Here is a 23,899-nt window from a genome sequence, read left to right on the forward strand (position 1 = left end):
CAGCAGCGTTAGATCCGGCAACTTAAGGCAGCCTATTATAGACCCGGCAAAAAATGCTGTGGCAGTTACGGCGCTCAGCAGCAAAACCACCGCCAATTTCCGTGGAGTGGCCTGGTGGTGATATATATATATGATCCCGGCCGACAATAACAGGAAATTTATCAGGTACAGCAAAGAGGCCTTTTTATATTGACCATTGGACCGCCAGGCTTGGCCCAGATTTTCGGTTATCCCGATGCTGACAACAAACCACAGTAAAAAAAGGGCCATGGTTTTTATGGCCGATCCATACATCAAAAATGCAGCAAGAATGCAGACAATGGCTCCGGCCAGGGTGAAAATGATTCTTCCCATGAAAAAAGCCACCGTTGTCCTCCGGGGATCCTCCGCAATGGCTATCTCCCTGGCGGCGACATCATGATTGATGAAATAGGAGATGGTGGTGGCCAGACTTACCAGGGCCAGAGCCTGGGGGATAATGGCAAAGTCCTGCGGCAATATGCTCCGGGCCATCAACAGATGAATGATGAAGCCGGAGGCCAGCGGTAAAACCACCGGGAAAAAGCTGTACAGGAACTGTTCCGCTCTATGTTTGGGGAAAATCGTCATTTTAAGACAACTGTCCGATTGAACCGTGTATTTCATCCAACATTTCCCTCAAACCAAAATCTTGCAGCACTTTTATAGCGCCGTTGCCTGCGATCCTGTTGCGCATCGTTTTATCTGTCAATATATTTTCAACGGCCCCGGCCAATTGCTGATCATCTCCCGGAGGCACTGTCAGTCCATTCTCTCCGTTTGTTATGATCTCTTCAACTGCCCCCCCCCTGGTGGCTATCACCGGAACCCCCAGGGCCATCGCCTCGATGATCACCCGGCCGAACGGTTCCGGTTCCACCGAACAATGGACCAAAACATCCAATTGTTTCAATATGGGATATACATTTTCAAGATGCCCGGTAAAGATCACCCGTTTCTGCAGATCGTTGTTGACAACAAAATTGTTCAGTTCCAGCCTGAATTCCCTTTCATCGAAAAGAGCCTCGCCAATGATAAGGAATTTGGCCCGCGGCATTTTATCGGCCAGAAGTTTGGCGGCCCGCAGAAAAACATCCTGCCCCTTCCACCGGGCAATTTGCCCCACCATCCCTATGAGCGGACCACCGCCGGAGCTTTTAATTACCCGCTGAATTTCGGCCGGCATTTCCCCGGCCGCCTTCTTTTGTATCGCCTGGGCATCGATGCCGTTATGGATCACCGACACTTTTCGGCCGCCAAACTGTCTGCCCACCGCTTCAGAAACAGCTATTATCTTATCCGGGATAAATGTCGCTGCCAATTGTACGACCCTTTTCGGCCTTGGTTGGATGGGGATATCCCTCATGTGCCATATCACCTTGACTCCGGCCATTCTTCCCGCCAATCCCCCCAGAATGTGACTTTTCAGGGTGTTGGTATAGATCGCGCCGTATTTTCCCCGGCGCAGTATACCAGATATTTCAATCACCGTTTTTATGACGCTGCCTGCGCTTCGGATTATCTTAAAAGGATGTTTTTGAAAATCATTTTTGTTGATATATAATAATCGTTCCGGCAGTGATATTTCTATGGTCCCTATTCCGATATCGTTTACCCGTTTTACCAGCCTGCTGCCCTGGACGGTCAGCAGGCGATAATCCATCGCTTTGTTTTTCAACCCCTGCAAAATATCCAGCAGACTGTATTCCGCCCCGCTGATGATAGGCGAGTGGTCGAAGAACAGGATTTTTGTTTTTCCGGGCGTCATCTGCCTGCGCTCGCCATTTCCCGGGCCGCCTCCAGAACCGTGCTCACTGGAATGTCCAGGCATCTTTGAACCACCCATTTGCACCTCAGCCCGCGGGCCGGATCGTAGCATGGCCCGCAATCGGTTGGTTTTTTTATGATCCGGACGTGGGCGGCGCGGTGGCCGTATACTTCCGGATCCACCGGTCCGAATATCACCACCGTTGGCACGCCCAGGGCCGAAGCGCAGTGGGCCAGTCCGCTGTCGTTGGAGATAAAAAGCCCGCAGCTTTCGATCAGGGCCAGGGTGGTGCCAAAACTTTTGCCGCTTAGATATCGGCAAGCTCTCGGGCCGATGCCCCGGGCCACCCGGCCAGCCAGACCGGCCTCCTCCGGGCCGCCGAAGATGATCAGCGGGTGTCCCTGGGCGGCCAGTTCCTTTCCCGCGGCAATAAACCTTTCCTCCGGCCAGCGCCTCAGAGCCATCCCCGATCCGGGATGGACCCCGATGACGGTCTTATCCCGGAATATATTGTTTTTATCAAGAAAATCCCCGGCCCGGGCCTGGTCCTGCGCCGGAGGGCGGAGGCCGAATTCCGGGACCTTGGCCTCTATGCCCAGTGGTTTCAAAAGCGCCATATTCCGGCTGATTATACTCCGGCCATTGCTTCCCGCCGACCGAACATCGAACAGGGCATTGGCATGTTTTTTTTCGCAGATCCGAATTCCCGCCCCGCTCAAAAAAGCCAGCAGCCCGCTGCGGTGGTTGGGGGCCGGGACTGCGGTGATAAAGATCTCCGGCTCTTGGTGCCGGATCATTTTTACCAGTGACCGTTTTCCCAGCAATCCCTGGTACCGGGGATCGTCCATCGCCATCCCGGCGAACCGGCGGTCGTCCCCCAGCAGACTGAGCATCACTTCTTTCTGGGCCAGGACCGTGATGGTGCTCCCGGCCAGCTCCCGTCCGACGGCGTTGATCATTGGCAGGGCCATAACCATGTTCCCGATCCCGCCCCATACCAGGATCAGAACCCTGGAGGGCGGCATCTTATCTTTCTTTACCATAAACGACCGGGGTCTTTTTGGCTGATGTTTTTTCACCGCTGTATATCAGCGGCAATCCCAGCAGATGCATCCCAAAATAAAATAATATCCTCTCCAGTATAAATTTAGCCCACTGATACTTATAAAGTTTGGCTATAAACCCGGCCAGATAATGAAATTTATGCCTGCCGGTGAAGCTGTCGGCCGTCAGCCTTTCCCTGATATTTGCCGGGAACCGGCAGCGGCCCTTGAAGCCCGATCTCTCCAGCGATCCTATCCAGGTGGAAATGCCGTAATGCTTTTCAACTATCCCCTCCGGACCCTCAAGCTGTCCGGTATTTTTCTGAAATGCTTCGGCCAGGCCCCGGACCGGTTCATTGATGATCTCCAGTCTCGCCCGGGATGCCATGGTCCGCGATATCTCCGCCAAACTGGAATCCAGGTCCCGGCTATGGTGCAGGGCGGCCGAGGCGAAAGCCAGGCTGAATACCTCATTGTTGAAAGGCAGCTGGTTGACATCGGCCAGCACCCGGTCAAAATAAACATCCTTATCAAAATGCTGACAACCCAGCTCCAGCTTATTGTCAGCCGAGATGTCTATGGCCACCGCCCGGTATCCCCTGCCGGCCAGCCCGGCCGTGGTCCAGCAGGTGCCGGCCCCCACATCCAGCGCCCAGCCCTGACCGGGGTCCAGGCGGAAAAGCAATTCCCGGCAGTTGGCCTCGGTATCCTGCCGGTAGGCGCTGTTCATGTGCCCGCGCCGGGCCAGCATTTCGGGGGGGGTGTCGCCCAGGACCTCCTTCGATCTTCTATATGCCCTGCGGGCCGCGCTTATCGAAGGATCGGCAAATACCAGGCAATTTAAAACGCCGTCTTTTATCAAATAGGTCAGGCCGCATCTGCGGCAGGATAATAGACCCTTGGTTATCTCCAGATCATCTTTGCTCTTTACTATCAGGTGGAGATCATCGGCCCCGCATTTGAGGCATTTCAATATTTCAATCAGCGCCGGTCTCACAAAGCACCCTCCCCTCTTATCACCGAGTGCCGGCCGGCCGGACCGAACCAGGCCAAGCGCCACAGTCTTCCAGCCAGCCACGGTTCCTTTCTTCCTCTGATATTTTTCCATCCCGAAACGTCCGGCACCTGCCCGAATTTATGTTCCCACATCCTGCCCCATTTTTGCCGGAACATCAACCGGGAGTGCTTCCAATGGAATTTCCACCACAGGGACACCCGGTCCCCGGCATAAATACCTGAGCGCCCGGCGAAATGGTAGAATACGGCATCTTTGCAGCGGATCATCTCCGGGGCCGGATCCAACAATGCGGCCCGGATGAAAAGATCCGGGTCGGAGGCCGAGCCGGGGTTGAAGCGTTCATCCAGTCCGGATAATGCTTTCCAAAGCAAGGTGGGGATCAAAAAAGGGTAGTTGATCCCCGGTTCTGTTTTTTCTTTTTGACTTTGAATGGTTTGCAACGCCTGGGTGATAAAGTCGCCCCTTCTGAAATTGCCCGAAATATGGCCAAAATCCACTTTTTTATGGCAGGGCGGAACCTCGATCAGGCCTGGCTCCCAGACCGTGCCGCTGATTATATGGCCGGGGCCGGCCGATGATAGCAGGGCTTCGTCCCAACCCGGAGCCGGCACCATGTCGTCGTTGCAAAGAAAAAGATATTCGCCGGAGGCCTGCTCTGCCGCCAGATTGGTGGCGGTGCAGAGCCCCTGCCGGTGTCCGGTCATGCTCACGGTAACCGGGCAATTGCGCAGGTAGTCCAGATAGTGGCTGTTATGCCCGTCCAGGCCGATGACGACCTGATAATGCCTGCTTTTAAGGTATTCCGGCAGACAAAGCCTAAGAAATTCCAGATTCCTGAAGGAAGGAATAATGACCGAGATTTTATATTTATAAGACATCGGATTTGATGATCCTTTTCACCGCCTGCGGTCCGCAATTATACAGCATATCAATCATGGACAGTCCCGGCACGAATTCCCCCCACAACTGGGGATAGGCTTGCGGGTAATAGGTGGCGAACCTTAGCTCTATCCCGGCCTCTTTGAACTTGTTCTGATCGAGATATTTTTTTCCGCCTGGTCCCGAAAGATATACCTGGGCCGACATTTTTTGGCAGATATCTATCAGCAGCTCGCTGGATTTTGAGCTGATATCCAGTTCGGATAGGTTTGTGAATTTCGGAGCGATATTCAGATCCGCGGCAATTGCTTTGGCCAATTCGGCATTGAGCAGGGATAATTTATCCCACTTTTTATCATAGGCCAGGTCGTTCAACCGCTGGTAGTCTTCAAAATACGGGGCCTTGGAGTAAGATGATTCCAGGGTCCTTTGGTGGGTATTCTGCCAGCCGGACTCATTATCGATGTCCACATCCAAAATATCCTGATGGTAGCGCCCCTTTTTGAACACCGGCACCGACAGCCATTGGGGCTGGCCGCTGACCCCCTTTATCATGCAGCGGGCAGTATACGAGGTTCTGGAGTACTGCACGCTATCCAGGAACACGAAAGCATCGCAGCGGGCCATCTTGTAAAAGTATCCGGCCCAGGGGAGATAGTTGGGTTGATGGGCGGCTAATATCATTTAATTACTAATTGCAAATTAATAATGACAACTATTTGAATTTGTCGACTTAATTAGACTTTGTCTTTTTAATTATCGCCGTCATTATGGCGGCTAATTCGTTCACTTCTTTGAGCAAAACATCAATATCCCGGAGGATTCCTATGTTTACGCTGTTACAGAGGGCAAGCCAATATCTCGTTTCTCTAGCTTCTTTTCGGGCTATCGACATTTTTGATATAAAATCTGCTTTACTCTGGCCGGCCTGGGCTTCTTCAACATTTGCACCGATGGATGTTCCCGACCGAAAAAGCTGCCTTGCTATAAGCCTTTCAATATTCTGACCATTATCTATTGCTCGGCAAAACTTAATGATAGCGATAGCGAATTTAAAAGTTCATTCGCAAATATCTTTCTTTTCCATATTTTGCACTTAGTAATTCGTAATTAATAATTCAGATCTACCGTATCACCCACCTAATTACCTCGAAGGCCTCGGCAAAGGCGGCCCCGATCTGGGTCCCGCGGGTCTTGGCCAGGGCCCGGATGAACTCCTCGGTGGCATAGAAACGGTCCAGCTGCGACTGGTAGCACTTCAGGGCCCTGACCTTGGCCTGAATATGCTTTTCCTCCAGCAGGACGAAGGATTCGGTGTTGAAGGTCTTGTTGTTCCAGGGGATCTCGTAGCCCAGTATGGTCCGGTCCTTGAAGGCCCGAAACCCCTCCTGGGCAATGGTCAGATGATCCTGGTGGGTGTCGTTGAAGCAGGGCATCAATACCAGATCGGGACCTATTTTCTCCTTGAGGGCCACCATATCCTCCAACAACGCCTGGCGGTGCTCGGGAAAATCCCTGACGCTGTAATCGTATACAAAACGATTCTTATCGGCTATTCCCAGGCTGTCCAGAGCGTCGTTCAGTTCGTTCTTGAGGGTGTCGGGATGGACACCGGGCGGCAGTGATTTCTCGGCCGAGGAAAAGGCCGCATAGCAGACCTCGGCCCCCTGCTCCAGCAGCCGGGCCATAAAGCCGCCGCAGCCGAATTCCCCATCATCGGTATGCGGCGCCAGCACCAGAGTTTTTTTAAACATATACCGCTCCTGTAAAATATTAAGTCTTTAATCCCTGGTCAATGACGGATCGCCATTTGTCAGCGCAGCGATCTATGGCCAGGATCTCCTCTACCATTTTGAATCCGTTGCTGCGGTGTTTTTCATAATCCTTCAGCATTTCTTCTGCCCTGTCCGGCGGTTCCGGCTGATCGGGATCGACCACCAGCCCGCAACGGTATTTTTCAATCAGCCGGGCCACCCCCTCCACATGCGGGGTGCAGATCACCGGCAGCCCGGCCGCCAGATATTCTCCCAGCTTGACCGACAGGCAGACCTTGGTGTTGGCAACTTTCCGCTCCAGGATCAGGCCGGCATCGCCCAAGGCCAGCATCTCCTCCAGTTCCGGCCCGACCGGGTGGTATATCCTGAAATCGTCAGAGCCCAGCCCCTCGCCAAGCAGAGCCTTTCTGATAGCCGGGCCGAAGGCGGCAGTCCCCGAAGCAACCACCAGAACAGCATCCGGCCTGACCTCTTTAAAACGCAACAAATATTTTCCCGCCAGGCCCCGGTCGCCGGGGGTGCCGAAGGAGCCCAGGTGCAGCAGAACGAAACGACCCCCCAGTCCGTATTTGGCCTTGGTTTTTTCCTTGTCCGGCAGCCTGATCTTGCCGGGATCCACACAGCAGGGGATCATTTCCACCCTGGCCCCTGGATAGATATCCAGAACATGCTCCACAAAAGGCTGGGAGACCACCAGGCAATATCGGGCCGAAGAGACAAGCTTCTTTTCCCAGCCCTTCCAGAAGAGATAATCGGGGGAATTAATTTCATACCTGCCGGCATTTACCGACTCCTCGGGATACATCCCCCGCAGATCGAATAGGTATGGGATATTGGATATCCTTTTGGCCCACCAGGCCAGCAGGGCCGCCGGATAACTCCGGGCGATCATCAGATCCGGTTTCAAGAACGCCAGTTTGAAGATCAGCCGGGGAAGGGCAGCGGCAATAAATAAAGCCGTTTCATTTTTCCTCAGATTGAACTGCCGGGGCAACAACGGAAATCCCGCCAGGGATGTCCGGTACTTGACGCCCTTCGAGGCTAAATTTGACCGCAGAGTTTTATTTTGATTGGAATTCTTGACATATTGCCGCCAAGGGTTCCGGCGGCCCAAATAGAAAGCCAACGGGATAACCGATAGGAAGGACAACTGCCACCGGCCGTTTGACAGATTCCGAGCCCTGACCAGGGGATCGAAAAACTGGGTCTCTATCAGCCGGGACCGGAAGGGAGCCTCGATGGCGGTAAGGGCCAAGACTTTCTTCATCCCAGGACCCTCATCCGATAACAGTCCACACAGATGGGAAACAGGTTTTCCTCCGCCAGTCTTTTGCGGAAATTCCTGAAACCCGGTGAATTCCAGGCCTCGGCAAGCTTTACCTGCCGGAGATCTCCGAAGCTCTGCCGGAAATGCTGGCAATGTATCAGCCGGCCCGAAGGGTCCACTCTTACGGTATCCATGGCCCCGCAGGTCAGCCGGCGTTTCTTTCTGATGCTGCCGTCCCGGATACTCGGGTAATTCGCCAGAAACCCTTCCGGGCTGGTGCTGGTCCTCATGCCGAAGCTTCGGCCCCTGGCCAGCCCCTTTTTCAGGTCGTCGAGCAGCACATCGGCAGGGGTCCGGTACTCCAGCTCCGGCTTCGAGGTTATGCAGACATCCTTTTCATCCATCCCGGACAAACGGACCGTCTCTTCTATGTCGGTTCGGCTGTGGTTGACGATCAATGAAAGATCCATCGATCTTACTTCAAGATCGTTCAGCAGTTCTATCAGCTCCCCCAGCTTTTCCCGATTGCTGTCCAGGATCAGGATGCTTACCGTCACCGGCAGTCCGGCCTGCACCGCCAGCTCTATGCCCCGGCGGGCCCGGTTGAAGACATCTTTCCCCGGGCGTATCCGGTCATCAACGCCCGCCACTCCTTCCAGTGAGGCCCCGAAACTTCTGATACGACACCTATGTCTGGACCAGGTCTTGATCCTCGCTTCGTCCAGCAGAGTGGAATTGGTCTGGACCGAAACATCCAGGCCCAGCCCCACTGCCGCTTTCATCAGATCCTCCAGGTCGGCTCTGACAAACGGCTCCGAGCCGATGAACCCGATGATCCGGAAACCATGCTGTCTTTTCAGTCCTTTTATGAATTCGACCGCAGCCCCTGTGTCCATCTCCTGGCAGGAGCCCTCGGTGTGATGCTGCCGGTGGCAGCACATGATGCACGACAGATTGCAGCGCTGGGTGGGTTCGAACACCAGCCCCCTGGGCAGCGGTATTTTCCCGCCATCCAACGCCAGCTGCCGGAGGGCCTCCACCCGCCGTGTCTGCAGTTTCCGCCTGACGGCATTCAGGGGAGGACTGTTTTTTATTATATCAATCGGCGATCTCATTCAGGCCGCTTTCGTGTTGGCTGATAATGGCATATTCCCCGGTTTTCTCCGGGGACATCACCTGGGATCTTTTTCTGATGAACAGTCCGACGAATATCAGGGCCTGGATGGTGTAGGATATGCTGGAAGCGGCGGCGGCTCCCGAAATCCCGTATTTCGGGATCAGCCAGAAGTTAAGCGGGATATTGCAGAGCAGTCCGGACGCCTTGCCCCAGACCAGCACCTCGGGGGAACCCATCTCGGCTATCAACGGCGCCTCCAGAAATTTAGGGAGGGACAGCATTACGGTTCCCGGCAGAAGCAGAATAAACGGCCAGACGGCGCCGCTAAAGGACTCTCCGTATAACAGCCGGATGGCGGGGCCGACCAAAAAGGCCGCTATCAAAGCCAGGCCGGAGGTGGCGGCCAAGGTCAGCAGGGCCGCCTTTTTAACAATGTCCCGGGAAAGGCCGTCGCGAGCCAGCCCCGAGAAGACCGGGGCGTAAAGCCCCCGGGGTATCATCCATAGCAACTCGGAAAGAAAGGCCGCCGTGGCGTAAAGGCCAACCTGAACATTGCCCTTCCACAAAAGGATCAGGAAGATATCCGCCCGGTAATGCAGGAAACCAAGGATCTCCCCGGCGAAGATCTTCATTCCGAACTTGAAAAAATCCGCTGTCTGCCTTAAGGACAGGGCGGCAGATCCGGGCCTTAGATGAACCCACAGGATGCCGGCCGAGATGATGAAAGCCGCCCAGTTGAGGATCACCGAGGCCAGGATCACCGCCTGAAGCTTGTTACCGAGCAGGATCAGGAAAGCCAATAATATCAAAATCCGGAATGCTTGGAAGCCGCTCCTCCACCAGTTAAAGCCCCGGAGCAGACCCAGGCCCAAAAAGATCTCCGGCAGGAAGGTCAGCCACAGGCCGGGAGGGATCAGGCTCAGTATCACCCAGCGGTTGAAGCCTCCCCAAGCCTCGGCCGGCAATCTCACCGCCGCCCCGGTGATGATCATGGCCAGGCCGCCCAGGACCAGACTGGCCAGCAGCAGGAACAGAACCACCGAGCCCGGCTGATATTTTTTTCTGGCCAGCTGGTAGGCCCCCGAGGTCCCCAGCCCCAGTTCGGCGAACACCACCGCCGTCTGGGGGATCAGCAGGCAGGAGACGAATATCCCCTTAAGCTCCGGTCCCAGGGCCCGGTTTATCAGGACGCTGGCAAACATCCCCACGGCCAGCACCCCCAGGTGGCTGATCAGGGTATCCAGGCTTTGGCTAAGTAGTTTTCTCATATCAAAACGACGGGGATAGATATTCTCACCCCCGTCGCATTGGTCTCCCGATTTTCAAATTTTCAGCTGCCCATCTTTTGGTTGAGTTCCAGCTCCTCTTTCCGGCGGGCTTCGATCCTCTCGGCGATCTCCTGCTCTTCCTTCTGCCGTTTTTCGATTCGGCGGTCCAGGTCTATCACCTTTTTACGGATCAATTCTATCTTCTGGGCCAGCTTGACCTCCTCCTGCTTGTGGGTCGAAATCTTGGCAGCCAGCTCCTTCTCCTCGCTGGTCAGGGCGGCCTGGCGTTCCAAAGGATTGGCCTCCAGTATCTTCTTGCGTTTCTCGATGTGATCGGCCTGCTCCGCAGCCTCTTTCTTCAGGCCTTCGAGCTTGTATGTCTCCTCGAACTGCTGTTTCTTCATCTCTTCGATCTGCTGTTCCATGGCCGTCTGCTGGCTCTGCAACTGCTCGGACTGGGCCAGCTGCTGCTTGGCAGCCGCCAGCTTGGCCGATACGGCCGATTCCTCGGCTTTGAGGGCGCTCAGCTTGGCATCGCTCACCGCCGCCCCGCCGGGCCCGGCCTTGAGGCCGGCCAGTTCTTTGGATTTAGCTGAGACCAGCACCACCGGTGCGGCGATGCCTATTATCATGGCTATCAGTCCGATGATCATCAGCAGGTTTTTGCCGCCGCCGCCGCCGCCCTTGGCCGCCGGGATCTCCACCACCATCCGCAGGCCGCCGATGATGGTCTTCATGGAGATTATCGGGGTGGCCACCCAGACGCTGCCGGCGGAGAGTTCATTGACGGTGAACTTCTCTCCGGCGTCCGGCTTCATCCCGGACGGGACCTGGTAGGTTTTTTCTATCTCGTCCTCCTTGGCGGAATACACTACCATCCGCTTGTCGTCCAGCACCCAGATGTCCTTGATCTCGGGAAAATCAGCCCTGATGTCCTTGACCACCTTGTCCAGAAAGAACTGGCGCTCCATGGCGTCCTCGTAATCCAGGATCCCCCTGGCCGACAGCCGGGCCACGGATTTGGCCAGCACCTCAAGCTGTTTATCCCGCTGTTCGTTCCCGGCACCGGCACTGGAGCCCGGCCAGATGGCCACCGACATCCCGGTGACGCCGCCCACCGTCAAGACCGCAATCACCGCCAGAGTGATCATCAAGCCGTTCAAATTAACAGCGTTTTTATCCGCCATAGCCCCCTCCATATAAACCATTGTTAGACTATATATTTACCATATTTTCCACTATGTTGTCAATGGCTTTTTAAGAAATATTTTAAGTTTGCTTCTTAACACCAGTTCCATCATCAGGAAAAGCCCGGTCAGGAACAATGTGATGTTGTTCAATCCCCTTTGGCCGGCCGGCCCCTTTTCGGGGGATAGCTGACGGCTCCATTGGTTTTTTCCCATGATCCTGGCTAAGCTTTCATCCTCAAGGATGGTAAGGTCGGATTCATCAGGGGGGATGTTCACCGCCAGGGTTTGGCCTAAATCATTTTTTAGCACCGAATAAAACCCGGCTTTCTCCAGCAGCCATTTGACCCTTCCCTGGACGTCCGGAAGGCCGAGAACCTTTTTGCCGTCCGGGGCGGTCGGTTCCGATATGTCGGCGGCGGACAAAAACTGGCCGGTGAGATAGCCGTGGCCGGCAGATCTTATCAGCCCCCGGCAGGTCTGGTTCAACAGGGCCAAAAAGGCCGGGTGGAAACCGATGTCGGTCATCCCGGGATCGGTCCCGAACAGCCACAGGCCGGCTTTGCCCGACCCCTGATCGATGATCACCAAGCCCGGGAACTTACGTCCGATGGTAAGCAGGGCCGGAAGCCTGGCCGGCATCCGCCAATATTTGTATACCGTGATGTGCCTAAGGTCCCTGGCACTGATGTCCTGAAAATAATCCCCCGAGCCAAACTCCAGGGCCCCCGGCAGGGGATCCTCCGATATTCCGGTTATCCGCATCCCCGGGGACAGGCTTGATAAAAGACGATTGTAATCATCGATGCCGGCCTTTTCCGGCGGAATGAACAAAAGGCCTGCTCCGTTCTTCACTGCTTCTAAAAGATTGCTTTTCCTGTCCGTTATTGCTAGTCCCGCAGCGACGATCAGATCCGAAGCAGCGATGGCCTCGGGAGTGGGCCGGCTTTCTGTTTTCAATTGATACCCGGCACCTGACAAAGCCGTAAAGGCCTGTTTCAAAATGCCGCTGCCCTCGGTTATCAGCAGGACCTTGATGCTGTCGTTGTTGCCGGAGGGAAGATAGTATCTGTCATCCAGCGGCATATCATCACCCGAGCACTCCAGAAAGCTTGGCCCCCGGCCGTCCCAGCCCAGGCCGGCCGAGAAATATCCGGCGGAATCGGGGTCGATCCGGGTTTTATGGACGGTCCGGCCATCCTTGACCAGGCTCAGGCTATGCTCCAGGCCCGGAGCTGTTTTTCCTTGGATGATCAGTCTCTTTTTGAGGGAATAGAACCTCACGCTGCGCCATTCCAGGTTTTTGCCGTTCATTTCCCCGCCTGACAACACCAGGTCCAGATGGGTCTTTGATTTAAGGGCCGGAAGAGGCGAAACATTATCGCCGAAACAATTTTTCCGAAGGTCGGAAAAAATCAATGTTGATGCCCCGGTCCTTCCGGCATAGAACAGAAGGTCGTCGGCCTTTAGAACAGCCCCGGCCAGATCGGTCCCCAGATCGGTCTGCCCGATGGATCTTATCTGCCTGGCCGCTTCGGCCGGATCCGCCAGGCCGCATAATATTTTATTCCCCTGCGAGCCGCAGATAACCGCCACCCGGCTGTCCGGGCTCAGGGTGGAGACCGTCTTGAGGGCCGAGGATCGGACCCGTGACAATAAACTGCTGTCGCCTTCGATGGTCGACATGCTGGCCGAATTGTCGATGACCATCGCCAGGAACGTCTCCCGGGGCGCCATCCATGACGGCAGGTCGGCCTTCACCGACGGTCCCGCCATCAAAAGGACCAGCAACAGCAGGATGATGGTTCGGACCAGCAGCAGCAGCCATTCTTGGAGCCGGCTTCTTTTCCAGGTTTTGGTATGAGTGGATCTCAAAAGAATGATGCTGGGAAAGGGGATCACTTTGGCCTTATTGTGCCAAAGCAGATGGATCACCAGCGGCATGGCGGCCAGAGGCAGGAAGAACAATGCGGCGGGATTTTGGAAGGAGATGAAATTCATATCAGCTCAATCGGTCCGAGGGGATCAGCATTCCCGGATCTTTCCGCTCCAGAAGTGGTCCAGCGGGCCGAAGCCGTGGCCGATGCCGACCGAATTCTTGATGCAGCCGGTGACATACTTTTTGGCTTCGTCGATGGCCGGCTCCATCTTCAGCCCGCGGGCCAGGCAGGCGGTGATGGCCGCCGAATAGGTGCAGCCGGTGCCGTGGGTGTTGGAGGTGTCGATCCTTTCGCTCTCGTAGGTTTTAAAAATCCGGCCGTCGAAGTACAGGTCGGTGGCCCGTCCCGGCAGGTGCCCGCCCTTGATCAGAACGGCCCTGGGGCCCAGCATCGAGATCTTCAGGGCCGCCTCCTTCATCTGTTCCAGATTTTCGATCTTCTTCATCCTCGACAGCTTTTGGGCTTCGTCGATGTTGGGCGTCAGCAGGTTGGCAAGCGGAAGCAGGCAGGCCACCAGGGCCTCCTCGGCCTCGGCCTTAAGCAGGAGGTGGCCGCCCTTGGCCACCATCACCGGGTCCACCACCAGCGGCGATATCTTGTATTTCTTGATCTCATGCGACACCTGCTCGATTATCTGGCTGTTGTAGAGCATCCCGGTCTTGGCCGCCTGGCAGCCGATGTCCTTCATCAGCACGAACAATTGCTTGGCGATGAACTTCGGCTCCTGCTCGGCCACTCCGAACACCCCCTGGGTGTTCTGGGCGGTCAGGGCGGTGATGACGTTGATGCCGTAGACCCCGAAGGCGGCGAAGGTCTTGAGGTCGGCCTGGATGCCGGCCCCGCTGCCGGAGTCGGAGCCGGCGATGGTCAGAGCCACTTTCATTTCTTGTTGAGCCCTTTCAGTTCGGGAATTTTAGTTAAGATATCAGTGAAGCCGTGGGCGATATGCTCCGCCTGGTGGGCGTCGCTGCCCAGGGTAAGGCGGGTGCCGCCCATCTTGAGATACTCCATCACTGCCGGCAGTCCGGGGTAGGTTTCCTGGGGGTCGTGCCGCAGGCCCGAGGTGTTGATCTCCACCATCAGGTCGCGCTGCACCGCCCGCTCCAGGATCTTTTTGATGGGCCGCTGATATTTCTGCCAGGACATGGCGCCATAATGCTTGAAGCCGTATTTCTTACACAGGTCCAGGTGCCCCAGGCAGTCGAACAGCCGGCTGTCCACCAGCTTCAGCACCTCCTGGAAATACGCCCCGTAGGCCTGCTCCTCCTCCATCCGCCCGAAGTATTTTTGGGCCAGCTCCGGCCAGGAGACATCGTCCAACCCCACCATGTGCACCGAGCCCATCACGAAATCGAACTTGTGGGAGTTGATGAATTTTTCGATCTGGTCGCGGTACTGCGGCTGGTAGGTGATCTCCACCCCCTTGTAGATCTTGAGGTGCTTCCCGGACAGCACCCGGCAGTCGGCCAGGCTGGACTCGACGGCCTTGTCGTTGTAAACCCCATAGCCCTGGTCGGAGGGATCGAAATCCACATGCTCGGTGAAGACCAGCGCCTTGAGGCCCAGCTCCATGGCCCGCCGGCAGGCCGCGGCCGGCTCCATTTTGGAGTCGCAGGAATGCCTGCTGTGCAGGTGGGTGTCTATGGCGCCTATCTGATATTTTAATATTTCAGGATTCATAATGATTTAAAGTAAAGTAACTTTTAGACTTTTAACCCGGCGGCGGTCATGTCCTCATCGCTGACGGCCTTCATACCCAGCCATAGGTAGGAGGCGGCCATCAGGTAGTAAAGGATGAAAAAATACGGAAAATCAATCCCGCTCAGGCTCAGCAGGGCGTCAAGAATGATCCCCAGCGACAGCGCCCGGAGGGACAGCTTGTAAACATCGCCGAAGGGCAGGTTCATCCGCAGGATGGCCTTGAAGTTCATGCCCAGTCCGGCAATGAACAGCGCGCTGAGCAGTTTCCCGGACAGGTAGATGATCATCCAGAAGGCCGCCATGAAAAAGCCCAGCATCCCCCGGTTCGACAGGGCGGCCAGGATCTCCTTCTTGTCCACTTTCAGGTCGCCGTAATCCTTGAAGAAAAGCTCCCGCTTCTGTCCCTCGCCCCCGCTGATCACCACCCGGTCGGCATACAGCAGGATGCCCCGGGGGAATCCGGCCAGCAGGCTGTCGTTGAAATTGCTTTTGGCGCCCAGTACCAGAATGAGATCCCCCTCCTTGCGATAGACCGCGGTGGTCTCCGGACTGGTGGAAAACATCCCCTTGGCCAGGGCGAAATCCGGGGCCTGGCCGGTCAGCCAGGCGGCCAGATCGTCGGCGTCGACATTGAAGGTCTTCCAGGGCCGGATGAAGCTGATGGACCCGAACACCAGACATAAAAAAAGCAGATAGCCCAGGGTCCGTAAAAATCTCTGCTGGCGGAAAAATCCGTAGGCCTTGAAATTTGAAACGCTGTTGATCAGCTCCCCGAATAGTTGCATGTTATTCCCGAAGTTGAAATTGAAAGCTTATTCTATCAGAAATCACCCGGTTTGGCAATTGCCAACATCACTCCTTGACCGCCTTGATGGAGAACATCAACGGGATGGTGTTCTTTTGGTCCTTCAGCCGCCAGTACCCGTCCCTTCCCTTCTTCATGTCCCGGTAATAATTCCAGACGGTAAAAGGGTACTCCTCCATCCGCTCTATCCGCAGGCCGTTGCTGACCAGGGCGTTGATGACATCGCTCAAGGGGTAGGGCCACTCGTAGGACTTGTGGATGAAACTTGATCTCCGGTCGGCGTAGCTGCCTTTGCAGATCTCCATGATGGGCTGCTTGCCTTTGAAATAGGGATAGGAGACCTTCTTGTAATCTTCGTCGAACAATATCATGAAGGGATGGAACTCGGATATGAAGAAGGTCCCGCCCTTTTTCAGAAAGCCCGAAATGGCCCGGCCCCATTTGTCCAGGTCCGACAGCCAGCACAGCACCCCGTAGGAGGTGAAGACGATGTCGAATTTTTTATGGAGTTTCTGGGGCAGCTCATAGACGTCGGAATGGATGAATTCGACATCCAGGCCCAGGCGGGCGTTCAGGTCTTTGGCCAGGACGATGGCCTTGGGCGAGAAATCCACCCCGGTGGCCCTGGCTCCCAGCCGGGCCCAGGACAGGGTGTCCAGCCCGAAGTGGCACTGCAGGTGCAACAGGCTTTTGCCCTTCACATTGCCCAGAGCCTTCAGTTCGATGGGATACAGTGCCCTCCGCCCTTTCAAGAATCCCTCCACGTCGTATTCCCGGGTCTGGTAGTTGATCTCGGCCCAGTTGTCCCACAGCTCCCGGTTGTTGGCATAATATTTCGCAGCTTTCATTTTCCTTGTCTTCTTTTAAAATAAGTCATGGGAGTTGAAGTCATCTTGCTTGCAGCATCTCCAGCACCCGGTGGTCCTCCTTCAGTCCGCTCTTTACCGCAGCACGATAATACTCCAAAGCCCGGGCCTGGTCGCCCAGCGAATAGAACAGAAAGGACAGATGATACAGGTTCTTGCTGTCAACCGGTGAGATTTGGTGGGCCTGGAGCAGGTATCTCTGGGCTTTGGCCCAGTCGCCTTTCGTCAGGTAGAGATATCCCAGATTATCCGCCGCCTCGGCTTGGTCCGGCCCCAGTTCGACGGCTTTAAGAAATTCGGACTCGGCCAGATCGGGCCTTCCGGCGTTGAGATAGACCAACCCCAGGGTGTTGTGCATCCCGGCGTTGCCGGGCTCCCGGTTCAAAAGATCCAGGGCCAGCTGCTCGGCCTTCCGGTATTCCCCTTTATTGAGATACAGCAGGCAGAGATCGTTGTAGGCGGTATAATGTTTGGGATTGAGTCCGAAGGCGGTGATGAATTCCTTCTCGGCCAGATCCGCTTTCCCCAGATTGGCGTAACTGCGCCCCAGGATGGTATGGGCCACGTAGGAATGGGGCGAGACCTCGGCGGTCTTCTTCCAGTGGGCCAGGCCGCTTCGGAAACTGCGGCTGTAGGAAATATTGATCCCGGCAAAAAAGATGAAGATCAAAACCATGACGATCCGGACTACCGGGACCGGCATCGGTCTCAGCTTGCCGGGATCCAGTTGCAGCAGCATGATGGCGAAACCTATCAGCGGCAGGTACAGCCGGTGCTCGGCGAAGTTGGCGTAGGTGGTGTTGCCTAAAAACGTTGGAGCCAGAAACAGCAGAAACCAAAATATTCCAAACAGAAACAGCTTTTTATCTTTTATCTTAAGATAGAATATCACTGCCAATAACACGAACAGCCCGGCTATTCCATAAGCCACCGGCAGGTCGGCCGGAATGGGATCGCCTGATAGGTTTACGGGCAGGAATATTTTGCCGATATAGCTGATAAATCCGATCAGGCTTTCCCGAAAGGTGTTCAACCTGGCATCGGTCAGGCCGGGCTCCCCGCTCAAGGCCGATGTCCTTAACAGCAGGTAGGCCGCCGCCGCCGTTATCCAGCCGATCAATGAAAGAAAGGCCTTTTTATCGAATAGCTTCTTGCCTTTCTCCCTGTGCAGCAATGAATATAAGACAAGCAATGCCGGCAGCAAAATGGCTGTCTCCTTGGTCAGCAGGGCCAAGAAGAATGAAATGATATGCAGCAGGGCCCAGAGAATGCGCCCACCCCGCCGGTAATTCAAAAAGCAGAGGGATGCCAGCAGGACAAATACTGTCAATAGCGAATCATTGCGGCCCGGGATCCAGGCCACCGCCTGGATCAGCACCGGATGGATGGCAAACAACAGCGCCGCTACCAGGGCCGCAGTTTTCTCTGTTTTGATGGTTTTGAGGAACAGATAAAGCAGGCAGCAGGCCAGCAGGTGGATCAGGATATTTCCCAGATGAAATATGAACGGCCGGGTGCCGCCGATCAAAGTATCGGCCATAAAGGACAGGGTCAGCGCCGGCCGGTAGTAGATACCCTTGTTCCCCCAGACCACATCGGTGGCGAAGGCCTTCAAGATATTGGCCGGATCCTTCAGAAAATGGGCCTTCTCCACCAGCAGCTCCACATCATCATGACTGCTGAAATCGAAGAAAATCGTCTGGCCGTAGATGGCTATGATCAGCAGTGATATCAGCAGATATGGAAAAATGCGATGTTGATATATTTTATTCATAGCTACTTTATAGTTGCAGCTTCAGGTTATTTTCCAAAAACCGGTTCCGGGGACAGCCCAGATTCAGCGCTTTTTGATACTGACTCCGGCTCTGATCTTTCCTGCCGGTGATCAGGTACAGCTGGGCCAGATGCAGGTTTATCATCGGGTCATGTGGTGAAATTTCCAGCGCTTTGGCCAGGTGGATCAAAGCTTCATCATGTTTTTTAGATTTGGTAAGCACTATTCCCAGGTGATGGTGAGCAGAGACATTGTTGCCCTCTATGGCCAGAGCATGTCGAAGGAAGATCTCCGCCGAATCCGGCACTCCCAACTGCAGATACAATATGCCCAGATTGACCAGCGGATCAGCCCTCTGGGGCTCCAGTTCGATGGCTTTGAGAAGTTCGTTTCGGGCTTCGGAGAATAATCCGCGGTTGAAATATGCCAGCGCCAGGTTATTGTGAACATTGGCAAAGGTGGGATCTATCTCCAGCACTTCTTTGAATTCCATCTCGGCTGACCGAAGCTCACCGGTTTCCAGATACAACAGGGCCAGGTCATTGTGGGCCGAAACACCCTTTTCAATATCCAATGATCTGACATATTCCCGGCGGGCTTCCTCCATGCGGCCGGATTTGAAATGCATCCGCCCCAGCATCTGATGGGCCAGAGCAGAGCGGGGAGAGGTTTTGACGGCATTGGTCCAGAAACGGTTGCCGTCGGAAAAGACTGCAAGATGGTTGAAAGCCAGAAGGCTGAAAGCAAGAAAGACTGCCGCCCCGGCGGTGGCCATCCATTTAGCTGAGGCATTCCTGATGATATTGCTTTCCGTCAGAATTATAATGACACCCAACATCGGCAGATACAGCCGGTGTTCCAGGAAATTGATGGTGGTGGAGACCGGAATGAAGGTGGGAAGCAAGAAAAGAACCAACCAGGCCGCCCCGAACAGGAATATATTTTTGTCGTTGATGCCCCTGAACCAGGCGATACCGGTCAGCAACAGTAAGCCAGCGATCCCGTAAAATATATTGATATCTCCCGACAACGGGAGCACCGATAGGTTGAACGGCAGGAATATCTTACCGATATATGAAAGCAGGCCGGCCAGGACCTCCGCCGCCCCTGCATATTGACGGGAGGAATAGGCCCTTTCCATCCCCAGGGCCGTTGCCCGCGATAAAAGCCACGCGATCATGATGGCCGCCCAGCCGGGCGCCAATGCTTTCCAGGATCCTTTGAATCTACCTTTTAAAACCAGATACAGCAGAAACAGCAACGGAGCGAAGACCGCCGCCTCCTTGGTGAACAGGCCCGCCAGCCAAGCCGCCAAGTGCAATGCCAGCCACCGTCTGTTTCGCCGGGCATAATATTTTATCAGGGCGATAAATGCCGACAGGATGAAGATCGCCAGCAGGATGTCGTTCCGGCCCGGTATCCAGCCCACGGCTTGGGAGAGGGCCGGATGCACCGCAAATAACCCGGCAAAGATGAAAGACAGTCCCGGGCGATAATTAAGGGCATTCAGGCAGATGAACAACAGCCAGCAGGCCGCAATATGCAGCAGAACATTGCTTAGGTGATAGATGAAGGGATTCTCTCCGCCCAGGGCATGGTCCAGCATGAAGGACAGGCTTAAAAGCGGGCGATAGTAGGTCCCGGGGCTGTCCCAGTAAACATCGGTCTTGAAAGCCTTGAGGGCATTGGAAAAACTGCCGATATTCTCCCGGTTCTCCTGGATGAGGTGAACGTCGTCCAGCGAGGTGAACCCGAAATCCAGCGTTTTGGCATACAGGGCCAATATCGCCAGGGCCAGCCACAGATACGGGGCCGGCCCCGTCAGGAATATTTTTTTCAGCCGGTCCAAATTTGTTTTTAGGAGCGAATTATATTAAGCAGTTCGGCGGTCTTGTCCTCCAGCAGGGCCCTGGAGTTGGCCTCCACGTTCAGCCTCAGCAGCGGCTCGGTGTTGGAAGGCCGGATGTTGGCCCACCAATCCTTGTAGGACACTGTCAGCCCGTCCAGGTGGTCCAGCTCGGCCCCCTTGTTCTGGTAGATGCTCTCCAGCTCGGCCAGCTTGGCCGGGATGTCCTCCACCTGGCTGTTGGTCTCGCTGATGCGGTGATAAGGGTCGATCTCGGCCACCAGCTCCGACAGCGGCTTGCCCTCCTCGGATATCAGCTGCCAGCACACCAGAAAGGCTATCAACCCGGAGTCGGCGAACCAGAAATCGCGGAAGTAAAAATGTCCGGAATGCTCGCCGCCGAAGATGGCATTCTCCTGGCGCATCAGAGGCTTGATCAGGGCGTGGCCCACCCGGCTGCGGATGGATTTTCCACCGGCCCTGGCCACCGTCTCCGGCACGCAGCGGGAGCAGATGGCATTGTACAGCACGGTGGACCCGGGCTTCTTCTTGAGCAGCATCTTGGCCACCAATCCGGCGATGTCCGATCCGCCCAGGGCCCGCCCCTTCTCGTCGATCAGGAACATCCGGTCGGCGTCGCCGTCGAAGGCCGCGCCGAAGTCGCACTTCTCGGCCACTACCTTGCCCTGCAGGGCCGAGATGTTCTCCGGTTCGATGGGGCTGGCCGGATGGTTGGGGAAACTGCCGTCCAGCTCGAAGAACAACGGGACCAGCTCGCCCGGAAGTTTGGCGAACAGCGGGGGCACGGTCTGCCCGGCCATTCCGTTGCCGGCATCCACCGCGATCCTGTAGGGCTTGATCTTGGCGGGATCGATGAAGGTCAGGCAGTGGCTGATGTAGGCCTTGCTTATATCCCTGGCGGTGATGGAGCCTTTGGCGGCGTTATCTTTGAGTTTCCCCTGGTTGATCAGGTCACGCATCTGGTTCAAGCCCTGGTCGCCGGAAAGCGGGATGGCGTCCTTCTGGCAGATCTTCAGGCCGTTATATTCCTTGGGATTGTGGCTGGCGGTGATCATCACCCCGGCCTGGTAGCCGTATTTGCCCACGGCAAAATACAGCCCGTCGGTGGAGACTTTCCCCAGGTCCACCACCGAGGCTCCTTGCATGGTGATGCCTTCGGACAGGGCCGCAAAGACCGCGTCGGACGAAGTGCGCATGTCGCGCCCCACCGCCACTTCCTGACAGCCCAGATGGTCCACCAGCGCCCGGCCTATCTCCCGGGCCTGGTTTTCATCCCATTCGGTGGGAAAAATACCGCGGATATCGTAGGCTTTAAAAATTTTCGGGTTGACCGCCATAGTAAGCTCCTTCTGAATTTATTTTAAAATTATCATTTTCTTGGAAATGCTTTTTCCGCCGGCGTTCAATCTATAGATATACACCCCGTTGGCCACCGCCCGGCCGTTGTCATCCCGGCCGTCCCAGGTTATTGATCCCGACCCCTCCCTCTGGTCCCTCCCCTCGAGGGGAGGGTTGGGTGGGGTCAGTGTTTTCACCAACTGCCCGGCTATATTGTAAACCGAAAGATTTACCGGCCCGTCCCCTGTCCCCTGGTACCTGATGACTGTTGACTGTTTGAACGGATTGGGATAATTCTGCCCCAGTTTAAGTTCGTAATTCGTAATTGGTAATTCGGGCCTTCCCTCCACGCCTGTTACCTGCGCAAACGATATATCGTCCCACCGGTCCCAGTAGGCGGTGCTGTTAACCGCCCAGATGTTCAGCTTGATCCGGGCGAAGGCCGCATTGGCCGGCGTCGTCACCGTGCCGGTGGTCAGGAAGATGTACGCTGCGCTGTCGGCGCTTAAGGTCGCCGTGGTGTCGTCCAATAAAAGATTCTTATGCAGTGAATCGAACCACTGGATCCGCATCCGCATGGTGTTGCCGGCCCCGTCGTTCTTGCGCCCCCAGCCGGACAGGCAATAGTTCAGTCCCGGTGTTACCTTGGCGTCCTGGAACAGGAACGACAGAAAGGGGACATCTTTGCCCAAACAATCGGCCCGGTGCCGCAGGGCGTAACCGCCGGAATGGACGAAGTCGGTGGCGGTGTCGGCCACCGCATTGTCCCCTTCCAGCCAGCCGTACGGTTTGAGGGCATTGTCGGACGGCACCGCCACGGTGTCCCGGAAGACATTCTCCATCCCGCCGTTTATTAATGAATCAATTGGAATATTAAAATTGGTCCTCAGCGCAGCCCACAGTTCGGGACGGCTGCCGTCGTAGGACAGGGCCCACATCCCGGTGCCGGCCAATAGGCTGTCCCACACCATCTGGTACTTGTAACCCAGACTGACCTCGTCGTCGTACCAGCACTGGTGCCATTCCCCATCGTTGTAATAATACCAAGGGCTATATGACGAGGCCTGCCACTGCCGGCCGTAGTCGTAGGCCAGGGTCTCGGCCTGGGAGAACATCACCGCGCTGCCGCCTCCGGTGGTGGCCGAGCCGGCGGTGGCCCCCGTGCAGGGCCAGTCACGGCCATAGTAGGGAAATCCGCATAGCAGCTTATTGCGGCGGTTGCCGGAATAGATCGAGTAATCGTGGATGGTCCAGCCCACATCATAGGTATAACCGTCCAACGGCGCCGGCGGCCCGGTGGTGGTGGAGCCGCTCCAGAAGTAGTCGTAGGCCATGATGAACAATCCGTCGGAATAGATGGCCAGACTGTCGTAATCCCATGATCCGGCCCAGTCAATCGCCGGAGTGGCCAGTGAGACGTAGGAGGCGGGATCCCAGTTGTGGAAGCTGTCTGACAGTTCGTGGATAAACTTCACCATGTTCTGCTTTTGGGAAATGGCCAGGCCCTCGAAGTCGATGTTGACCCCCTCCACCCCGGCGTTGCGAACCAAGGTTATCAGATTCTTCACCGCATTGGTGCGGAAGGAATCGCTGGAGAGTATCGAGGTGATGGCAGTGCTGCTGAAGCAGGTGCCGCACAGCAGCACCTTGACCCCGTTCTTGTGGGCATGGACGATGGTGGCCGACCAAGTGCCGGGAAAGCCGTGGCTGGTGGTGATGCTCCCGTCCCCCGCCATCTCGGCGCTGAAGCAGGCCAGGTGGGTGATCAGGTCGTAATGCAGGTACTGGTCGCTGGTCCAGTAGGGATCGTATCCCAGCACCGTCTTGCCTACCCGGGGCGATTTGTCTTTGGCCAGCGGCGGGTATTTTACCTCCTGGCCCTTGATGATCAGGCTGTCGGAATAGCTTTCCGACTGCAGTTGGTGGATGCTTTTGTTCTGGGCCCGGCTGGTGGAACAAATGACCATCAAAACTACCAGCGCACCGACCAAAACATTGTGGATTGTGATTTTTCCTTTCATATATTCATAAGTTTATGGCAGCCGGAGGTCAATGTCAAGGAATAATTGATGCTCCGGATTTCAATTATCTTCTTGACTTTTAGTTCAAAATACTTGAAAATTCATCTCATGCGATTCAGGCTTATCATATTGTCCTGTTGTCTGTTTTTTATTCTGTCTCCGGGGTATTGTCAGGAACCCTCCTCCCCCGGCAATGATGACGAATTCAGGCCTTTCACCATCTTGGCCCCTCTGCCAGATTCTATTA

Annotated in this window: 21 protein-coding genes; all 21 read right to left on the reverse strand. The window is 55.6% G+C overall.

Translation table 11 applies throughout. The features are described from left to right. A partial coding sequence (locus RDU76_00005) for a hypothetical protein (GenBank protein ID MDQ7797312.1) occupies positions 1 to 645 on the reverse strand: 645 nt, incomplete at its 3' end. Then, positions 611 to 1,786 carry a glycosyltransferase gene (locus RDU76_00010; protein MDQ7797313.1) on the reverse strand — a complete coding sequence of 392 codons (1,176 nt, stop codon included), beginning with the start codon at positions 1,784 to 1,786 and terminating at the stop codon, positions 611 to 613. The genes RDU76_00005 and RDU76_00010, both read right to left, overlap by 35 nt. After that, the gene (locus tag RDU76_00015) at positions 1,783 to 2,829 is read right to left on the reverse strand and encodes a glycosyltransferase family 9 protein (GenBank protein ID MDQ7797314.1); all 1,047 of its coding nucleotides are present in this window, start codon (positions 2,827 to 2,829) and stop codon (positions 1,783 to 1,785) included. Before RDU76_00015 ends, RDU76_00010 begins: the two co-directional genes overlap by 4 nt. After that, on the reverse strand, positions 2,813 to 3,826 hold the full coding sequence (locus RDU76_00020; protein MDQ7797315.1) for a methyltransferase domain-containing protein: 1,014 nt from the start codon (positions 3,824 to 3,826) through the stop codon (positions 2,813 to 2,815). Before RDU76_00020 ends, RDU76_00015 begins: the two co-directional genes overlap by 17 nt. Next, positions 3,823 to 4,725: a glycosyltransferase gene (locus RDU76_00025; GenBank protein ID MDQ7797316.1), complete on the reverse strand. Its 903-nt coding sequence runs from the start codon at positions 4,723 to 4,725 to the stop codon at positions 3,823 to 3,825. Before RDU76_00025 ends, RDU76_00020 begins: the two co-directional genes overlap by 4 nt. After that, the gene (locus RDU76_00030; protein MDQ7797317.1) at positions 4,715 to 5,410 is read right to left on the reverse strand and encodes a WbqC family protein; all 696 of its coding nucleotides are present in this window, start codon (positions 5,408 to 5,410) and stop codon (positions 4,715 to 4,717) included. The genes RDU76_00025 and RDU76_00030 overlap by 11 nt, the downstream gene beginning before the upstream one ends. 49 nt (positions 5,411 to 5,459) lie before the next feature. Beyond that, the gene (locus RDU76_00035; protein ID MDQ7797318.1) at positions 5,460 to 5,771 is read right to left on the reverse strand and encodes a four helix bundle protein; all 312 of its coding nucleotides are present in this window, start codon (positions 5,769 to 5,771) and stop codon (positions 5,460 to 5,462) included. 79 nt (positions 5,772 to 5,850) lie between these two features. Further along, complete coding sequence (locus RDU76_00040; GenBank protein MDQ7797319.1) at positions 5,851 to 6,480, reverse strand: PIG-L deacetylase family protein; 630 nt, start codon at positions 6,478 to 6,480, stop codon at positions 5,851 to 5,853. 19 nt (positions 6,481 to 6,499) lie between these two features. Continuing rightward, positions 6,500 to 7,768, reverse strand: coding sequence for a glycosyltransferase (locus RDU76_00045; protein MDQ7797320.1), 1,269 nt, complete (start codon positions 7,766 to 7,768; stop codon positions 6,500 to 6,502). Next, on the reverse strand, positions 7,765 to 8,883 hold the full coding sequence (locus RDU76_00050) for a radical SAM protein (protein ID MDQ7797321.1): 1,119 nt from the start codon (positions 8,881 to 8,883) through the stop codon (positions 7,765 to 7,767). The genes RDU76_00045 and RDU76_00050 overlap by 4 nt, the downstream gene beginning before the upstream one ends. Next, entirely contained in the window at positions 8,867 to 10,153 is a 1,287-nt protein-coding gene (locus tag RDU76_00055) for a polysaccharide biosynthesis C-terminal domain-containing protein (GenBank protein ID MDQ7797322.1), read from the reverse strand. Before RDU76_00055 ends, RDU76_00050 begins: the two co-directional genes overlap by 17 nt. 62 nt (positions 10,154 to 10,215) lie before the next feature. Beyond that, positions 10,216 to 11,340 (reverse strand): hypothetical protein, encoded by a 1,125-nt coding sequence (locus tag RDU76_00060; protein MDQ7797323.1) that lies wholly within the window; start codon positions 11,338 to 11,340, stop codon positions 10,216 to 10,218. A 51-nt stretch (positions 11,341 to 11,391) separates the two neighbouring features. Further along, complete coding sequence (locus RDU76_00065; protein MDQ7797324.1) at positions 11,392 to 13,341, reverse strand: BatA domain-containing protein; 1,950 nt, start codon at positions 13,339 to 13,341, stop codon at positions 11,392 to 11,394. Positions 13,342 to 13,365: 24 nt separating this feature from the next. Continuing rightward, a complete protein-coding gene (gene thiD / locus RDU76_00070) occupies positions 13,366 to 14,163 on the reverse strand; it encodes a bifunctional hydroxymethylpyrimidine kinase/phosphomethylpyrimidine kinase (protein ID MDQ7797325.1) in 798 nt (265 codons plus the stop codon). After that, on the reverse strand, positions 14,160 to 14,960 hold the full coding sequence (locus tag RDU76_00075) for a histidinol-phosphatase HisJ family protein (GenBank protein MDQ7797326.1): 801 nt from the start codon (positions 14,958 to 14,960) through the stop codon (positions 14,160 to 14,162). Before RDU76_00075 ends, thiD begins: the two co-directional genes overlap by 4 nt. A 23-nt stretch (positions 14,961 to 14,983) precedes the next feature. Next, the gene (locus RDU76_00080) at positions 14,984 to 15,766 is read right to left on the reverse strand and encodes a DUF1189 domain-containing protein (GenBank protein ID MDQ7797327.1); all 783 of its coding nucleotides are present in this window, start codon (positions 15,764 to 15,766) and stop codon (positions 14,984 to 14,986) included. Positions 15,767 to 15,833: 67 nt separating this feature from the next. Then, positions 15,834 to 16,634 carry a class I SAM-dependent methyltransferase gene (locus RDU76_00085; protein MDQ7797328.1) on the reverse strand — a complete coding sequence of 267 codons (801 nt, stop codon included), beginning with the start codon at positions 16,632 to 16,634 and terminating at the stop codon, positions 15,834 to 15,836. Between the two features lie 40 nt (positions 16,635 to 16,674). Then, positions 16,675 to 18,426, reverse strand: a complete 1,752-nt coding sequence (locus RDU76_00090) for a tetratricopeptide repeat protein (GenBank protein ID MDQ7797329.1) — start codon at positions 18,424 to 18,426, stop codon at positions 16,675 to 16,677. Between the two features lie 7 nt (positions 18,427 to 18,433). Beyond that, complete coding sequence (locus tag RDU76_00095) at positions 18,434 to 20,275, reverse strand: tetratricopeptide repeat protein (protein ID MDQ7797330.1); 1,842 nt, start codon at positions 20,273 to 20,275, stop codon at positions 18,434 to 18,436. A gap of 8 nt (positions 20,276 to 20,283) precedes the next feature. Continuing rightward, positions 20,284 to 21,630 carry a phosphomannomutase/phosphoglucomutase gene (gene manB / locus RDU76_00100; GenBank protein MDQ7797331.1) on the reverse strand — a complete coding sequence of 449 codons (1,347 nt, stop codon included), beginning with the start codon at positions 21,628 to 21,630 and terminating at the stop codon, positions 20,284 to 20,286. 18 nt (positions 21,631 to 21,648) lie between these two features. Then, positions 21,649 to 23,652 carry a glycosyl hydrolase family 18 protein gene (locus RDU76_00105; GenBank protein ID MDQ7797332.1) on the reverse strand — a complete coding sequence of 668 codons (2,004 nt, stop codon included), beginning with the start codon at positions 23,650 to 23,652 and terminating at the stop codon, positions 21,649 to 21,651. Positions 23,653 to 23,899 lie beyond the last annotated feature (247 nt).

The sequence above is a fragment of the Candidatus Edwardsbacteria bacterium genome, assembly GCA_031082425.1.
Lineage (GTDB): Bacteria > Edwardsbacteria > AC1 > AC1 > EtOH8 > UBA2226.

What these genes read in the sequence shown, in the direction of transcription:
- RDU76_00105 (MDQ7797332.1), bottom strand. Translation starts at nt 23,652, where the DNA reads ATGAAAGGAAAAATCACAATCCACAATGTTTTGGTCGGTGCGCTGGTA.
- thiD (MDQ7797325.1), bottom strand. Translation starts at nt 14,163, where the DNA reads ATGAAAGTGGCTCTGACCATCGCCGGCTCCGACTCCGGCAGCGGGGCC.
- RDU76_00065 (MDQ7797324.1), bottom strand. Translation starts at nt 13,341, where the DNA reads ATGAATTTCATCTCCTTCCAAAATCCCGCCGCATTGTTCTTCCTGCCT.
- RDU76_00080 (MDQ7797327.1), bottom strand. Translation starts at nt 15,766, where the DNA reads ATGCAACTATTCGGGGAGCTGATCAACAGCGTTTCAAATTTCAAGGCC.
- RDU76_00015 (MDQ7797314.1), bottom strand. Translation starts at nt 2,829, where the DNA reads ATGGTAAAGAAAGATAAGATGCCGCCCTCCAGGGTTCTGATCCTGGTA.
- RDU76_00010 (MDQ7797313.1), bottom strand. Translation starts at nt 1,786, where the DNA reads ATGACGCCCGGAAAAACAAAAATCCTGTTCTTCGACCACTCGCCTATC.
- manB (MDQ7797331.1), bottom strand. Translation starts at nt 21,630, where the DNA reads ATGGCGGTCAACCCGAAAATTTTTAAAGCCTACGATATCCGCGGTATT.
- RDU76_00050 (MDQ7797321.1), bottom strand. Translation starts at nt 8,883, where the DNA reads ATGAGATCGCCGATTGATATAATAAAAAACAGTCCTCCCCTGAATGCC.
- RDU76_00085 (MDQ7797328.1), bottom strand. Translation starts at nt 16,634, where the DNA reads ATGAAAGCTGCGAAATATTATGCCAACAACCGGGAGCTGTGGGACAAC.
- RDU76_00090 (MDQ7797329.1), bottom strand. Translation starts at nt 18,426, where the DNA reads ATGAATAAAATATATCAACATCGCATTTTTCCATATCTGCTGATATCA.
- RDU76_00060 (MDQ7797323.1), bottom strand. Translation starts at nt 11,340, where the DNA reads ATGGCGGATAAAAACGCTGTTAATTTGAACGGCTTGATGATCACTCTG.
- RDU76_00055 (MDQ7797322.1), bottom strand. Translation starts at nt 10,153, where the DNA reads ATGAGAAAACTACTTAGCCAAAGCCTGGATACCCTGATCAGCCACCTG.
- RDU76_00075 (MDQ7797326.1), bottom strand. Translation starts at nt 14,960, where the DNA reads ATGAATCCTGAAATATTAAAATATCAGATAGGCGCCATAGACACCCAC.
- RDU76_00040 (MDQ7797319.1), bottom strand. Translation starts at nt 6,480, where the DNA reads ATGTTTAAAAAAACTCTGGTGCTGGCGCCGCATACCGATGATGGGGAA.
- RDU76_00025 (MDQ7797316.1), bottom strand. Translation starts at nt 4,725, where the DNA reads ATGTCTTATAAATATAAAATCTCGGTCATTATTCCTTCCTTCAGGAAT.
- RDU76_00030 (MDQ7797317.1), bottom strand. Translation starts at nt 5,410, where the DNA reads ATGATATTAGCCGCCCATCAACCCAACTATCTCCCCTGGGCCGGATAC.
- RDU76_00045 (MDQ7797320.1), bottom strand. Translation starts at nt 7,768, where the DNA reads ATGAAGAAAGTCTTGGCCCTTACCGCCATCGAGGCTCCCTTCCGGTCC.